Annotated in this window: 11 protein-coding genes and 1 rRNA gene; 6 read left to right on the forward strand and 6 right to left on the reverse strand. The window is 66.7% G+C overall.

What is annotated here, in order from left to right; genetic code table 11:
• The first annotated feature begins 14 nt into the window (after positions 1–14).
• Positions 15–127: ribosomal RNA gene (gene rrf, locus AvAM_RS13005) — 5S ribosomal RNA — on the forward strand.
• A gap of 186 nt (positions 128–313) precedes the next feature.
• On the opposite strand, the gene AvAM_RS13010 is transcribed toward rrf, so the two are convergent.
• From AvAM_RS13010 to AvAM_RS13030, 5 genes are all read right to left on the reverse strand, one after another.
• Complete coding sequence (locus AvAM_RS13010) at positions 314–1,081, reverse strand: class II glutamine amidotransferase (protein ID WP_137747469.1); 768 nt, start codon at positions 1,079–1,081, stop codon at positions 314–316.
• Between the two features lie 90 nt (positions 1,082–1,171).
• The gene (locus AvAM_RS13015; RefSeq protein ID WP_171012218.1) at positions 1,172–2,632 is read right to left on the reverse strand and encodes a DHA2 family efflux MFS transporter permease subunit; all 1,461 of its coding nucleotides are present in this window, start codon (positions 2,630–2,632) and stop codon (positions 1,172–1,174) included.
• Between the two features lie 70 nt (positions 2,633–2,702).
• A complete protein-coding gene (locus AvAM_RS13020; RefSeq protein ID WP_063462131.1) occupies positions 2,703–2,891 on the reverse strand; it encodes a 4-oxalocrotonate tautomerase in 189 nt (62 codons plus the stop codon).
• Between the two features lie 40 nt (positions 2,892–2,931).
• Entirely contained in the window at positions 2,932–3,183 is a 252-nt protein-coding gene (locus AvAM_RS13025; protein WP_137747470.1) for a cysteine-rich CWC family protein, read from the reverse strand.
• A gap of 261 nt (positions 3,184–3,444) precedes the next feature.
• Positions 3,445–5,655, reverse strand: a complete 2,211-nt coding sequence (locus AvAM_RS13030; protein WP_137747471.1) for a malate synthase G — start codon at positions 5,653–5,655, stop codon at positions 3,445–3,447.
• A gap of 229 nt (positions 5,656–5,884) precedes the next feature.
• Here AvAM_RS13030 and AvAM_RS13035 point away from each other — a divergent pair, with 229 nt between their 5' ends.
• The 5 genes from AvAM_RS13035 (at position 5,885) to AvAM_RS13055 (ending at position 12,237) form a co-directional block, all read left to right on the forward strand.
• Entirely contained in the window at positions 5,885–7,810 is a 1,926-nt protein-coding gene (locus tag AvAM_RS13035; protein WP_137747472.1) for an acyl CoA:acetate/3-ketoacid CoA transferase, read from the forward strand.
• A gap of 143 nt (positions 7,811–7,953) precedes the next feature.
• Entirely contained in the window at positions 7,954–8,877 is a 924-nt protein-coding gene (locus tag AvAM_RS13040; protein ID WP_094290427.1) for a LysR family transcriptional regulator, read from the forward strand.
• Positions 8,878–8,883: 6 nt separating this feature from the next.
• Positions 8,884–9,528, forward strand: a complete 645-nt coding sequence (locus AvAM_RS13045; RefSeq protein ID WP_137747473.1) for a response regulator transcription factor — start codon at positions 8,884–8,886, stop codon at positions 9,526–9,528.
• A 38-nt stretch (positions 9,529–9,566) separates the two neighbouring features.
• Complete coding sequence (locus tag AvAM_RS13050; RefSeq protein ID WP_137747474.1) at positions 9,567–10,262, forward strand: response regulator transcription factor; 696 nt, start codon at positions 9,567–9,569, stop codon at positions 10,260–10,262.
• Positions 10,228–12,237, forward strand: a complete 2,010-nt coding sequence (locus AvAM_RS13055) for a 7TM diverse intracellular signaling domain-containing protein (RefSeq protein WP_171012219.1) — start codon at positions 10,228–10,230, stop codon at positions 12,235–12,237. Before AvAM_RS13050 ends, AvAM_RS13055 begins: the two co-directional genes overlap by 35 nt.
• A gap of 86 nt (positions 12,238–12,323) precedes the next feature.
• Here the strand turns inward: AvAM_RS13055 and AvAM_RS13060 are convergent, their stop codons facing one another.
• Positions 12,324–14,924, reverse strand: a complete 2,601-nt coding sequence (locus AvAM_RS13060) for an FG-GAP repeat protein (protein ID WP_249368128.1) — start codon at positions 14,922–14,924, stop codon at positions 12,324–12,326.
• Positions 14,925–15,027 lie beyond the last annotated feature (103 nt).

Below are 15,027 nucleotides of genomic sequence, written 5' to 3' on the forward strand. Positions count from 1 at the left end.
AGCACCAAGTTATGCCTGATGACCATAGCAAGTTGGTACCACTCCTTCCCATCCCGAACAGGACAGTGAAACGACTTTGCGCCGATGATAGTGCGGGTTCCCGTGTGAAAGTAGGTCATCGTCAGGCTCTTACAGCCCAAACCGCCCTTCTGCTCTACCGAGTAGAAGGGCGTTTTGTTTTAGGGCATCCAGATCTTCTGCTCACAGGCCCGCGCCGAGTTTTTTTGCAGCTCAGCTCACTGTGCTGATTGAAGACCCAAGCAGATCCCTTCCCAAGGGCATTCCGCTTCTCGCGGGCTGTCTTGGGTCTGCGTCAAACAGGCCGCCGCTGGCCTTCCTCAAACACCAGCAATTCGCCCTTGCCGAACGCCGTCCACGTCTCGTTCGTCGTGAGTGGACTCGTCACGATCACTGCGACCTGATCGTTCTCGCCAGTTTCCTTGGAAAAATCCAGCTGTAAGTCTTCGTCACTCAGTTGTGCTGCGCCAAATGGATGGCGGCGCTCTATGTAGTGCAGGTTGGTGGAGGCGTGTGCCCACAGGGCCTGGCCGTTGGAAAGCAGAAAGTTGAACGTGCCATGGGGCGCTATGCGCGCAGCAAGCTCCTTGAGCGTCAAGGACAGCTCTGGAACAGAGGGGACGCTGGCGTGGGACTTCGCCAGCTCCTGCATGATCCAGCAGAACGCATGTTCACTGTCGGTGTCGCCCACAGGGCGGAAATGTGAGTGCAGGCGGGGACGGAAGTCCTTGAGGTCCCCGTTGTGGGCAAACACCCAGTAGCGGCCCCACAGCTCCCGCACAAAGGGATGGCAGTTTTGCAGGCTGACCACCCCCTGGGTGGCTTTGCGGATGTGGGCGATAACGTTCTTGCTCTTGATCGGATAGCGGCGGATCAGCTCGGCCACAGGGGAGTCCACTGCCGCCTGGTGGTCCACAAAATGCCGAAGGCCCTTGTCCTCGAAAAACGCAATGCCCCAGCCATCGCTGTGGTGGTCGGTATTGCCGCCGCGCTGCGCAAAACCTGTGAAGCTGAAGGTCACGTCGGTGGGGACATTGCAGTTCATGCCGAGCAGTTGGCACATGGCGCGGATTCCGTTTCTGGGTGTTGTTGAGGGGCCACCGAATGATGCCCTATCCGCTGAGCGCCGCTGCTGATGTGCAACCCCAACTGCTCAGCGCGGCTTGGCCTCACGCAACTGCCAGGCGGCCACCAGGGCCAGTAGGCACAACAAGGTCAGCATCAAGAACGTCTCTCCGAACGCCGCGATGCGGGCGGGGTTGCTGCCGCCAGCGGTCAGCGACGCCCCATGGGCCCCAAGCCGCCATTCCAGCACGATGCCGCACAGGCTCACCCCAGCGGCGCCGCCCAGCATGCGCAAGAAACCGATGGCACTGGAGCCCTGCGAGATCAGGGACTTATCGAGCGGCCGCATCGCTCCCAGGTTCAGCGAGGGCAGGATGAACCCGAGCCCGATGCGCCCCAGGATGGCGAAGGCCACCAGCATCCACAGCGGTGAACCCAGGCCAACAAACACCATCAGCCCAAATGAAAGTGCCAGCAGGCCCAGGCCCGTGCTGACCAGGAAATGCGTAGGTTGCCGGTCTGCAAGCCGCCCCACCAGCGCGATGGTGACCGCCAGCACAAACCCGGCGGGCAGCATGAGTGTGCCCACGTGCGAGGCGGATAGTTCCAGCCCCAGCTGCATGAACACGGGCAGCAGGTAGGTGGACCCGAACAGGGCCGTGCCATAGATAAACGCCACCACACTGCCCATGGCAAATTGCCGGTACTGGAACAGCCGCAGGTCCATCAAGGGTTTGCGGCCCTGCTGAATCTGCCGCCGTTGCCAGGCAATGAACCCGGCAACCGCCAGTGCAGCCCCCACCAGCAGGAGGGCCGCTTCAGCCGCAGAGCCCCCATGCAGCGACACCAGGCCATTGAGCAGGCACAGCGTGCCCACGGTGCCCAGCAGCAGACCGCGCCAGTCCAGCGCCTCGCCCTGTCGGTTGGCTTCCACGCCCCCGGGCGCCGTCACGGGGACAAATTTGTAGGCCAGCCAGATCGAGGCCAGGCACAGCGGCACGACCATGAAAAAAATCGAGCGCCAGCCAAACCAGTCCACCAGCAGGCCTCCGATGCTGGGGCCGATGGCAGGCGCCAGCACCACGCCCATGCCGAAGATGCCGCTGGCGCGGCCTTGTTCATGGGGCTGGAAGGCATAGAGGATGATGACGGCAGGGATGGGCTGCACGACCCCAGCCGCCAACCCCTCGGCGACCCGCGCGGCCAGCACCAGGCCAAAATCGCGCGCCAGCCCGCCCCCCACGCCGCCCAGCAGCAGCAGCAGCATCGCGCCCACATAGGTGGCGCGGTAGCCGTAGCGTGACAACAGCCAGGGTGTGGTGAGCATGGACACCGTGGTGGCCACCATGAAGCCCGATGTGACCCACTGGGCGCGCTCCTGCCCCAGGGTGAAGTAGTGGCTCATGTCCGGGATGGCCACGTTCACGATGGTGGAGGACATGATCGACGCCATGGTCCCCACCATGACCGACAGCAACAGCAGCCAGCGATAGCGCTCGCCGTAGCGCTCACGCAGCACCGACAGGGAGCCGGGGATGGCGGTTGTCATGGAGTCTTCAACCGATTCGATGCGACCAGGGGTGGCGCGGAACCACCCACGGGGGGCGCATCGTCGCAGTTCAGCTGCGTTCCAGCCAGAGCTTGCCGCCGGTGGCCCAGTTTTCGCGCTTCACATCGGTGATCAGGATGTCCACCGATTCGGGCGAGCCGCCCAGCACTTCGACGCTCACGCGGGTGATCTCTTCGACCAGCTTGCGCTTTTGCTCGACCGTGCGGCCTTCCATCATTTCAACGTGGTACGTGGGCATATCAGACTCCTTCAAGGCGCATCGCCGCAAAAAGCAGAAATCATAGCGGCGCAGACCCCGGCAGGCCTGCAAAGGGTTGCTGGGTGTCTGCAGGCATCGCGCCGCAGGCCGGGCAGATGCAGACCTGACCCCGCTGCGTCTCGGGCACCGCCGCCAGCGCGGCGGGCGCAATGGGCTGCACCATGCACCAGCAACTTTCTGGTGGGCGGCCTGCGGCGATGGCGCATTGGTTGGCCGCGCCGCACAGCGGGCAGCGGGATGGGGACGTGGGGAGCGGGTTCGGTGCGGGCATGGTGCCGTGCCGGTGGCGGCGCGAGTCACCCAGTGTAAGGCGATGACCCAGGAAGGAGCGTGTCGCTCGAACCCATTGGCATCGGCCCCCAAACGCTTCTGTATTGAGCAATGAGCATCCCGGTGCCCGGGGATGACTCAAGAGTTCAAGAAAAAATAGCTGCTTGCGCGCATTCCTATTGCGCTAGCAGCTATCAAAAGAATAGTGACCATCGCGATGGCGCCCACCGGGCGCACACCGCGTGGTGCATCGGGCCTGGGGTCAGGCCGCCTGGGCCGCCTTCAGCTTCAGGCGCCAGGCGTGCAGCAGTGGCTCGGTGTAGCCGCTGGGCTGTTCCATGCCCTTGAAGACCAGGTCGCAGGCCGCCTTGTACGCCATGCTGGTGTCAAAGTGTCCGGCCATGGGCTGGTACAGCGGGTCGCCGGCGTTCTGGCCGTCCACCACGGCAGCCATACGCTCAAACGTGGCGCGCACCTGGGCTTCGGTCACCACACCGTGGTGCAGCCAGTTGGCCAAGTGCTGGCTGCTGATGCGTAGCGTGGCGCGGTCTTCCATCAGGCCCACGTTGTGGATGTCGGGCACCTTGGAGCAGCCCACGCCCTGGTCCACCCAGCGCACCACGTAGCCCAGGATGCCCTGCGCGTTGTTGTCCAGCTCCTGCTGCTTCTCGGCATCGCTCCAGTTGGGGGCGGCGGCCACGGGCACGGTGAGCAGGCCGGTCAGCAGGTTGTCGCGTTCGGCGTTCACATCGGTCTTTTCCAGCTCGATCTGAATGTCGCTCACCTTCACCTGGTGGTAGTGCAGCGCGTGCAGCGTGGCGCCCGTGGGGCTGGGCACCCAGGCGGTGTTGGCACCGGCCTTGGGGTGGGCGATCTTCTGCTTGAGCATCTCGGCCATCAGGTCGGGCATGGCCCACATGCCTTTGCCGATCTGCGCCTTGCCGCGCAGGCCACAGCTCAGGCCCACGAGCACGTTGTTCTTCTCGTACGACTGGATCCAGGCGCTGGTCTTCATGTCGCCCTTGCGCACCATGGGGCCGGCGTGCATGGCGGTGTGCATCTCGTCGCCCGTGCGGTCCAGGAAGCCGGTGTTGATGAAGGCCACACGGCTCGATGCGGCGGCAATGCAGGCCTTGAGGTTGACGGACGTGCGGCGCTCCTCGTCCATGATGCCCAGCTTGACGGTGCTGTCGGGCAGGCCCAGCAGCTTCTCGACGCGGCCGAACAGCTCGGCGGCAAAGCCGACTTCGGCGGGGCCGTGCATCTTGGGCTTGACGATGTAAACGCTGCCCTTGCGGCTGTTGCGAATACCGTTGGCGCCGTGCCCTTGCAGGTCGTGCAGGGCGATAGCCGTGGTCACCACCGCATCCATGATGCCTTCAGGGATCTCGCGTTGTTGACCCTGTGCGTCCTTCCACAGGATGGCCGGGTTGGTCATCAGGTGGCCCACATTGCGCAGGAACATCAGCGAGCGACCATGCAGGCGCACTTCGCCGCCTTGGGGGCCCGTGTAGATGCGGTCACCGTTCAGCCCGCGTGTGATGGTCTTGCCACCCTTGGCGACCTGCTCGGTCAGCGTGGCCTGGATGATGCCCAGCCAGTTGCTGTAGCCCAGCACCTTGTCTTCGGCGTCCACGGCGGCCACGGAGTCTTCCAGGTCCAGGATGGTGGACAGAGCTGCTTCCAGCACCAGGTCGCTCACGCCAGCGGCATCAGATTGGCCGATGGGAGTGGCGCGGTTGATCTGGATATCGAGGTGCAGGCCGTTGTGCTGCAGCAGCACCGACGAAGGCGCGGCAGCGTTGCCCTGGTAGCCCTTGAATTGCGACGCGTCCTTCAGGCCTGTGGTGCTGCCGTTGGCGAGCGAAACGACCAGCTGGCCGCCCTCGACCTTGTAGCCGGTGGAGTCCTTGTGCGAGCCCGAGGCCAGGGCCGCCGTGTCATCCAGCACCTGGCGCGCAAACGCGATCACCTTGGCGCCGCGCACGGGGTTGTAGCCCTTGCCCTTTTCGGCACCGCCTTCCTCGCTGATGGCGTCCGTGCCATACAGCGCGTCATACAGGCTGCCCCAACGCGCGTTGGCGGCGTTCAGCGCATAGCGCGCGTTCAGGATGGGCACCACCAGCTGCGGGCCGGCCTGCGTGGCCAGCTCGTCGTCCACGTTGGCGGTGGTGGCCTTCACATCGGCGGGCTGGGGCACCAGGTAGCCGATCTTTTCGAGGAAGCTGCGGTAGGCCACCATGTTCTGGATGGGGCCGGGGTTGGCCTTGTGCCAGGTGTCCAGCTCGGTCTGCAGGCGGTCGCGCTCGGCCAGCAGGGCGATGTTGCGCGGGGCCAGGTCCGACACGATGGCGTCGAAGCCCTTCCAGAACGCTTCGCTGCCCACGCCCGTGCCGGGCAGCACCTTGTCTTCGACAAAGCGGTACAGGGAGGTGGCCACTTGCAGGCCGTGGATGGGGGTGCGGTCGGTCATGGAAAAGCTCGCTGAAAAAAGAGGAAAAAAGCCGCTACGAAGCGATGATGGACAGACTGTATTGCAAATATTCGCACACATAAATACGCTGAAAATCTCTAAACCAGTGACTTTTAAGCAAAAGTGGTGGGCGGCATGGGCACCACGCCATCCGTAGTCGTCCGTAGTGGTGCTGGCGCCCAGAAGCCACTACGCTGCGCGCACAACCACACCAACGGGAGACAAACCCATGCAGGCACCCCTGTCCGCTGGCGCGCTGAACGCTGCCTACAAGAACAAGATCGTGAGCGCTGCCGATGCCGTGCAGCTCATCCACGACGGCGACACCGTGGCCACGGGCGGTTTTGTGGGCATCGGCTTTGCCGAGAGCATTGCGGTGGCGCTGGCCCAGCGCTGGGAATCGACGCAAACCCCACGCGATCTCACGCTGGTTTACGCCGCAGGCCAGGGCGACGGCAAGCAGCGCGGCCTCAACCACCTGGGCCATGCGGGCCTGCTCAAGCGCGTGATCGGCGGGCACTGGAGCCTGGTGCCGCGCATCCAGAAGCTGGCGGTGGACAACCAGATCGAGGCCTGGAACCTGCCGCAGGGCGTGATCACGCACCTGTTCCGCGACATCGCTGCGGGCAAGCCCGGCACGCTCACGCGCGTGGGCCTCGACACCTTTGTGGACCCCCGCCACGGCGGCGGCAAGCTCAATGCGCGCACCACCGAAGACCTGGTGCGCATCCTGCCCATCGACGGGCAGGACTACCTGTTCTACAAGGCCTTCCCGATCCACGTGGGCATCATCCGCGCGACCACGGCCGACGCCGACGGCAACCTCACCATGGAGCGCGAGGCGCTCACGCTCGAAGCGCTGGCCATCGCCATGGCGGCGCGCAACTCGGGCGGTGTGGTCATCGCGCAGGTCGAGCGCATTGCAGAGCGCGGCACGCTCAACCCCCGGCAGGTCAAGGTGCCCGGCGTGCTGGTGGACGCCGTGGTGCTGGCCACCGAGCCCGCGCACCACCACCAGACCTTTGCTGAGCCCTACAGCGCCGCGTTTGCGGGCGAGCTGCGCGTGCCCATGGACACGCTGGAGGCGATGCCCCTCACCGAGCGCAAGATCATCGCCCGCCGCGCGGCGCTGGAGCTGTGCCCGCACCAGGTGGTGAACCTGGGCATCGGCATGCCCGAGGGCGTGGCCAACGTGGCGGCTGAAGAGCGCATCATCGACCTCGTCACGCTCACGGCCGAGCCCGGCGTGATCGGCGGCATCCCCGCCGGCGGCCTGAACTTTGGCGCGGCCGTGAACCCCCAGGCCATCATCGACCAGCCCAACCAGTTCGACTTCTACGACGGCGGTGGTCTCGACATCGCCATCCTGGGCCTGGCGCAGGCCGACCAGCACGGCAACCTCAACGTGAGCAAGTTCGGCCCGCGCCTGGCGGGTGCGGGCGGCTTCATCAACATCAGCCAGAACGCCAAGACCGTGGTGTTTGTCGGCACCTTCACGGCAGGCGCGCTGCAGGTGGAGGCGGTGGACGGCCACCTGCACATCCTGCACGAAGGGGGCGCGCGCAAGCTGGTGCGCGAAGTCGAGCACCGCACCTTCAGCGGCGCCGAAGCCCTGCGGCGCGGCCAGCGCGTGTTGTATGTGACCGAGCGCTGCGTGTTCCGCCTGGTGCCCTCGGGCGAGGCGGATGGCGGCGGTGCGCTGGAACTCATCGAGTTGGCGCCCGGCATCGACCTGCACCGCGACGTGCTGGCCCACATGGCATTCACGCCGCGCATCAGCCCCGGCCTGCAGACCATGGACCTGCGCCTGTTCGAGCCCGGCCCGCTGGGCCTGCGCGAGCAGCTGCTCAACCGCCCGCTGGTGCAGCGCTTCGAGCTGGACGCCGCGCGCCAGCTGCTGCACATCGACTTCTCGGGCCTGCAGATCAACACCGCCAGCACCATCGACGCCATCGAGCAGGAGGTGCGCCGCCTGCTCGCCCCGCTCGCCGCACAGGGCGAGCGCGTGGGCGTGATCGTGAACTACGACCACTTCACCATCGCCCCCGACCTGGCCGACGCCTACACCGCCATGGTGCAGGGCCTCACGCGCGACCACTATGCCGAAGTCAAGCGCTACGGCACGGTGGGGTTCCTCAAGTCTCGATTGGTTTGATTGCTATTGAAAATATAGCTATCAGAGCAATGTGGTCGCGCGCAGGGGCCTGTTTTTGCTTCAAACCTCTCTGCCACTGGGCAGTGCTGCGCCACCAAGGCCAGGCGCGGGCCCTGGCGTGGATGTCTCCATAATCACCGCCCATGGACAAACTCAAGGCCTTCGAATCCTTTGTGTCGGTGGCCACGCGCGGCAGCCTCACGGCAGCGGCCAAGGCCGAGGGCGTGGCGCCCGCCATCATGGGGCGGCGGCTCGATGCGCTGGAAGAGCACCTGGGCGTCAAGCTGCTGGTGCGCACCACACGCCGCATCAGCCTCACGCACGAGGGCAGCGCGTTTCTGGAAGACTGCCAGCGCCTGCTGGCCGACGTGGCCAATGCCGAAGCCAGCGTGTCCGAAGGCGGCGTCAAGGCCACGGGCCATCTGCGCATCACTGCGCCCGCCGGGTTTGGCCGCCGCCATGTGGCGCCGCTGGTGCCGCGTTTTCGCTCGGCCCACCCGGACGTGACCATCTCACTCAACCTCAGCGACCGCGTGGTGGACCTCGCGGGCGAGGGTTTTGACTGTGCGGTGCGCGTGGGTGATTTGCCCGACTCGTCCCTGGTCAGCGTGCGCATTGCCGACAACCGCCGCCTGTGTGTGGCCACCCCCGAATATCTGGCCCGGCGCGGCACCCCGCGCGCCCCGGCCGAACTGGTGCAGCACGACTGCCTCACGCTCTCCAGCGACGCATCGCAGACGCGCGGCTGGGCATTCAGGGTGCCGCATGCCGATGGCTCCACCGAAGTGATGCACCTCAAGCCAGGCGGCCCGCTCGATTGCTCCGACGGCCAGGTGCTGCACGACTGGTGCCTGGGCGGCTGGGGCATCGCCTGGCGCAGCACCTGGGAGGTCGAGGCCGAGATCGCCGCAGGCCGCCTGGTGGCGGTGCTGGAGGACTTTGCCGCCCCGCCCAACGGCATCTACGTGGTCTTCCCACAGCGCAAACACCTGCCCCTGCGCGTGCGGCTGTGGATCGAGCACCTTAAGCACCAGTACGCGCAGCCCGCGTTCTGGAAAGGCGAATGACGCGGTATGTCCGAGCCCACGCTCCTCGTCGCTGACGACCACCCGCTGTTCCGTGCGGCCGTGCTGCACGTGCTGCGCGAGCGGCTGCCGCAGTTCCGCACGCTGGAGGCCGCCAGCGCCGCCACGCTGGGCCAGGCGCTGCAGGACCACCCCGAGGTCGAGCTGGTGCTGCTGGACCTGAGCATGCCCGGCGCACGGGGCTTCTCGGCACTGCTGCATGTGCGCGGCGAATACCCCGAGCTGCCCGTGGTCATCATCTCGTCCAACGACCACCCCCGCGTCATCCGCCGCGCCCAGCAGTTTGGCGCGGCAGGCTTCATCCCCAAGTCCGCGCCCGCCGAGGCCATGGGCGAAGCGATCGAGGCCGTGCTGGACGGCGGCAGCTGGTTCCCGCCCATGGCGGCCGAGCGCTCCGAGGCCGATGCCGAGCTAGCCGCCCGGCTCGCGCAGCTCACGCCCCAGCAGTTCCGCGTGCTGCTGTGCCTGGCCGATGGTTTGCTCAACAAGCAGATCGCGAGCGCGCTGGGCCTGGCCGAGAACACCGTCAAGGTGCATGTCACCGCCATCCTGAAAAAGCTTGCGTGCTACAGCCGCACGCAGGCGGCGGTGTTGGTGAAAAGCCTGGAGGCCGAGGACGGCGGCACAGGCTGAGAACCTTCTGCGCACAGGCGCGTGGTGATAATCGCGCCATGCCCACGCCCGCCCCTTCGTCCCCGCCCACGTTGCGCGTCGGGGTGGTGGAAGACGATGCCGCCAGCCGCGAGACCCTGGTGGCCATGATTGCCGCCCAGCCCGACCTGGCGCTCGCACTGGTGGCCACCGGCCGTGCCGAGGCACTGGCCCTGCTGCCCCACGCGCCCATGGACGTGCTGCTGGTGGACCTGGGCCTGCCCGACGGCTCGGGCCTGGACGTGATCCGCGCCGCACGCGTGCAGTGGCCTGATTGCAGCATCCTGGTCAGCACCATTTTTGGCGATGAGGACCATGTGCTGCGCTCCATCGAGGCCGGGGCCATGGGCTACCTGCTCAAGGACGTGGATGCCGCCGAGCTGGCCGAAGAAATCCGCAACCTCCACGCGGGCGGCAGCCCCATCAGCCCCATGGTGGCGCGCAAGATCCTGGCGCGCGCCGCCGCCAGCCTGGCCCCAGCCAGCGAACCGGCCAGCGAACCGGCCAGCGAGCCGTCCACCCTCCTGTCGGCACGCGAACACGAGGTGCTGCGCTACGTGAGCAAGGGCTTCACCACCGAAGAAACCGCAAGCGCCATGGGCGTGTCCCGCACCACCGTGCTTACCTTTGTGCGGCGCATCTATGCCAAGCTCCAGGTCAACACCCGCGCCGAAGCCATCCATGCCGCCTACAAACAGGGCCTGTTGGCTGATTAAGGTCGCGGCCCTGTGGCTGCTGTCCGCGTGGCTTGCCGCCTGCAGCGGACAGGGGCAGGCCGGTGAGGCCCTGCATTTGAAGCAGGCGGGCTTTCGCCTGCAGGCCGGTGCGGGCTGGGAGCCACCGCCCGAGCTGCCTTTTTCCGAGCAAGAGGTGCAAGGCGCCCAAGAAGCCCAAGGCGCCCAAGACGCCCAAGACCCGCACGGCTGGGCCCAGGTGCCGCTGCCCCACGCCCGCCCCCGCAGCCTGGCAGAAGGCAACGCATCGCTGCAGGCTGCGCCCGAGGTGGCCTGGTACCGGCTCACCCTGCCGCCGGGCTTGCCGGAGCAGGAGCTATTTCTGTACCTGCCGCGCTGGCAGACCATTGGCATCGTGGCGGTGTATGTGGATGGCCGCATCGTCTACCGCACCCGGGGCAGCCGCGTCTGGAACAGCTTCAACCGGCCGCTGTGGGTCCCCCTCGGCGGCAGCAACGGCAATGGCAACAGGAGTGCTGGTGCCGAGCAGCCCCACACCGTCTGGGTGCGCATGGCCAGCCAGCAGGGCGTGGGCGGGGCCCTCTCCACCGCCTGGGTGGGCACCGAAGATGCGCTGCTGTGGCGCTACAACCTGCGCCGGTTTGTACAGACCGACCTCATCAGCCATGCGAGCGCGGCTTTCCTGGTGATCGGGCTGTTTGCGCTGGCCGTGGGGCTGGTGCGCCGCCGCGAGCCCATTTACCTGCTGTTCTTTGCTGTCGCCGTCACCTGCGGGCTGCGCAACCTGCACTACGTGGTGGACGACCGGCCCCTGCCCGTGCCGGACGACTGGTTTGGCTGGCTCACCGTCAATGCGCTGGGCTGGGCCATGGTCGCCGCCTTTGCCTTCGCCCTGCGCGTGCACCGCAAGCGCATGCCCCGGCTGGCGTTGGGCATCGTCACGCTGGTGGGGCTGTGCACCGTGCTCACCCTGCCCGTGCCGCATCTGCTGCCGCACCTCAACGCCATCCTGCCGCTGGTGTACATCGCCATCGCGCTGCTCACGGCGGTGGTGGCCATCTCGGGCCTGTGGGCCTCGTGGCAGGCGCGCTCGGGCGAAGGCATGGTGCTGTTTGCCTGGATCTCGCTCAACGTCCCCGCCGGGGTGCACGACCTGCTGCTGCAGAACTACCGCATCAACATTGAGCGCGTGTACCTGGCGCCCTACCTGTCCATCGGCCTGTTTGCCATCTTCCTGGCCATCGTCTACCGCCGCTACGTGGGCGCCATCCATGCGGTGGAGGTAGCCAACGCCGGGCTGGAGAGCCAGCTGGCCGCGCGCGAGCGCGAACTCACCGCCAGCCACGAGCAGCTGCGCACCCTGGAGCGCGAGCAAACCCTGGCCGCCGAGCGCCAGCGCATGATGCAGGACATGCACGACGGCATCGGCTCGTCCCTCATGAGCGCGCTGCGCATGGTCGAGCGCGGGCAGGCCAGCACGGCCGACACAGCCCTCGTGCTCAAGGACTGCATCGACGACCTCAAGCTCGCCATCGACTCGCTCAGCCCCGCCGACGCCGACCTGCTGGCGCTGCTGGCGGCCCTGCGGTTTCGCCTGGCGCCACGGCTCAAGGCCGCAGGCATCACCCTCACCTGGAGCGTGCAAGACCTGCCCCCGCTGCCCTGGCTCGACCCGCAGGCCGCCCTGCATGTGCTGCGCATCCTGCAAGAGGTGCTCACCAACATCCTCAAGCACAGCCAGGCGACTGTCATCGATTTGGCCACCGAGTCCCGCCCCGCAGAGGGGGCGCAGCCAGCCTGCGTGGTGGTGCGCATTCGTGACAACGGCAGTGCGTTTGTGCCCACTGCCAATGCACCGCATGCCGCAAAGGCAGGCCAGGGCTTGGCCAACGTGCGTTATCGGGCCGAGGCGCTGGGCGGGCACTGCCAATGGGCTGCGTGGGAGGGCGGGGGGGAGTTCCGCCTGGGGTTGCCGCTGGTGCGTGGGAGTAGGTAGGTTGCTATTATTTGTATATCTGTTGGCGATTGTGCAGTGCGCGGTAGGGGCTTATTTGGCTTGAGGTTTTGGTGGGTTGCATGGCGTCAGTACACGTACACCGCGCCAGAGTTGCTGGCTGAGTTGTCCGCCTGGTTGCCGCCGATACCCGTGGCATTGCTGCCCTCCCAGTACGCCCCCACGGCCAGGGTATTGCCGTCGCCCGACAGGGCCACGCTGTAGCCAAAGTTGTCATTCACCCCGGTATTACTGGCCTTCACATAGGCCTGCTGGCTCCAGGTGCTGCCGCTGCGGGTGAACACATAGACCGCGCCCGAATTGACAGCCGAGCTATCCGCCTGGTTGCCGCCGATGCCTGTGGCATTGCTGTCCTCAAGGTGCGCCCCCACTGCCAGGGTATTGCCGTCGCCCGACAGGGCCACGCTGTGGCCAAACCAGTTAAGCGTCGCCCCGGTATCGCTGGCCTTCACATAGGCCTGCTGGCTCCAGGTGATGCCGCTTCGGGTGAACACATAGACGGCGCCCGCATCGTGGGCCGAGTTGTCCGCTTGGATGCCGCCGATGCCCGTGGCATTGCTGTCCTCAAGGTGCGCCCCTACTGCCAGGGTATTGCCGTCGCCCGACAGGGCCACGCTCTTGCCAAAGTAGTCATTCCCCTCGGTATTGCTGGCCTTCACATAGGCCTGCTGACTCCAGGCGCTGCCGCTCCTGGTGAACACATAGACTGCGCCCGAACTGGAGGCCGAGTTGTCTAGCTGATCGCCATCTATGCCAATGGCGTTGCTGTCCTCAGAGTACGCCCCCACCGCCAGGGTGTGGCCATCGCCCGACAGGGTCACGCTGGTGCCAAACAGGTCATTCCCCCCGGCATTGCTGGCCTTCAAATAGGCCTGCTGGTCCCAGGTGATTCCGCTCCTTGTGAACACATAGACGGCGCCCGTAGCGCTGGCATCCCCTTGGGCTCCCACGGCGAGGGTATTGCCGTCGCCCGACAGGGCCACGCTCCAGCCAAATCGGTCACCTGCAGTGGCACTGCTGGCCTTCACATAGGCCTGCTGGCTCCAGGTGCTGCCGCTTCGGGTGAAGACATAGACGGCACCTGCAAAGCTGTCCTCATTGGGTGCTCCCACGGCCACGGTATTTCCATCGCCCGACAGGGTCACGCTGTAGCCGAACCAGTCGCCTGCCTCGGTATTGCTTGCCTTCACATAGGCCTGCTGGCTCCAGACGCCGCCGCTTCGGGTGAACACGTAGACGGCGCCTGCAGCGAAGGCCGAGTTGTCCGCTGGGTTGCCGCCGATGCCCGTGGCATTGCTGGCCTCCCTGTACGCCCCCACGGCTAGGGTGTTGCCGTCGCCCGACAGGGCCACGTTGTAGCCGAACTCATCGTACATCCCCGTATTGCTCGCCTTGAAATACCCAATGGCCTGGGTGAGGTTGACCACCTGCGCCGCCGACAACGCGCTGCACCCCCCACTGTTGCAGGCCTGCACACGGTACGTAGCATTCAGCCGCGTGTGCAGCAGCCCCGTCACCACCCGGTCGTAGCTGGTGCCCGTGAGGCCCGTGGCAATCTGCGTGGCCGCTGCAGGCCCGGCGGCTCCATCGGCGTCTTCCGTCACACGGTAGGTCACGGCGCCGCCGCCTGCAGGCGGCGCAATGGCGCCCCAGCTGAGCTTGAAGGTCTTCACGTCATACGCCAGCGTGAGCGTGGGGATGGCCGGGACGGCCACCGGAGCGGGCGGCGGTGCATCCTCCTCGCACCCCACCGTGATCTGCGTGACATCCGCCATGGCAAAGCCCGTGCCGCCGCCCACGCTGCAGGTCTGGCCTGCGCTCATGTCAAACACCGTGACGGAATAGGCCGTGCCCGCCAGCACCGGCTGGGCAAAGCTGAACGCGCCATTGCCGCCCACGGTGACCGTGTCGCCATTGGCCGAGTTGCGCAGCGCCACCACGCCGATGTTGCCGCGCACGGTGCCCGAGAGCCGGAAGGCCGTGGCTGCGCAGGCCACGCTGATGGACGGGGCAGGGCCATTGGAATCGGCCACGCCTTCGCCACCGGAGACCGTGCAGGTCTGGTTCAGCGGCTGGCTGCGCACGGTGATGCGGTAGGGCCCGGCCACCGGCTGGGCAAACACAAACAGGCCGTCGGCCGCCACGCTGGCGTCCTGCGTGGTGTCGCCCGCACTGAGCTGCAGCACCAGGGTCTTGCCCGCGCCCAGGCCAGCCACGCTGCCGCCCAGTGTGCGGGCGTTGGAAGGCACCGCGTTGTCCAGACAGGCCACGCTGATGTTGTTGACCTCGGCGCTGACGGTGCCCGCAGCGTTGGTGAGGGTGCAGGTCTGGCCCACGGGCTGGGCCGCAATGCGCAGGCTGTAGGCGGTGCCTGCGGGCAGCTGCAGGCTGTAGCTGCCGTTGGCCGAGACGGCGGCACTGGGGCCGCTGGCATCGGCAATGACCACGGTCTTGCCCACCCCGAGCCCGGCGAGCTGGCCGCCCACGCGGAAGGTGGGGGTGCCAGCGGGCGGGGCTTCGTCACCGCCACCCCCGCCGCCGCAGGCGGCCAGCACCAGGGCGGTGCCCAGCAGCCAGGTGCGGGCCAGGCCGTGGAGGGTGCGCGTTGCTGCGCCGGGCGCGGTGGGCGGGTGGGGCGTGGGCGCCTGCGCTGCTGTCTTGGCCATCATGCTGTCGCTTCTCCTCGTGTCCTTGTGAATCTGGCGCGCTGAAGCTACCGGATTCGCCGAGGGTTGTATGTCCTCAGAACTGAGGACATGGGGACTGGGGAGA

The organism is Acidovorax sp. NB1, from assembly GCF_005405905.1.
In the GTDB taxonomy this organism is placed as follows: Bacteria; Pseudomonadota; Gammaproteobacteria; order Burkholderiales; family Burkholderiaceae_C; genus Acidovorax.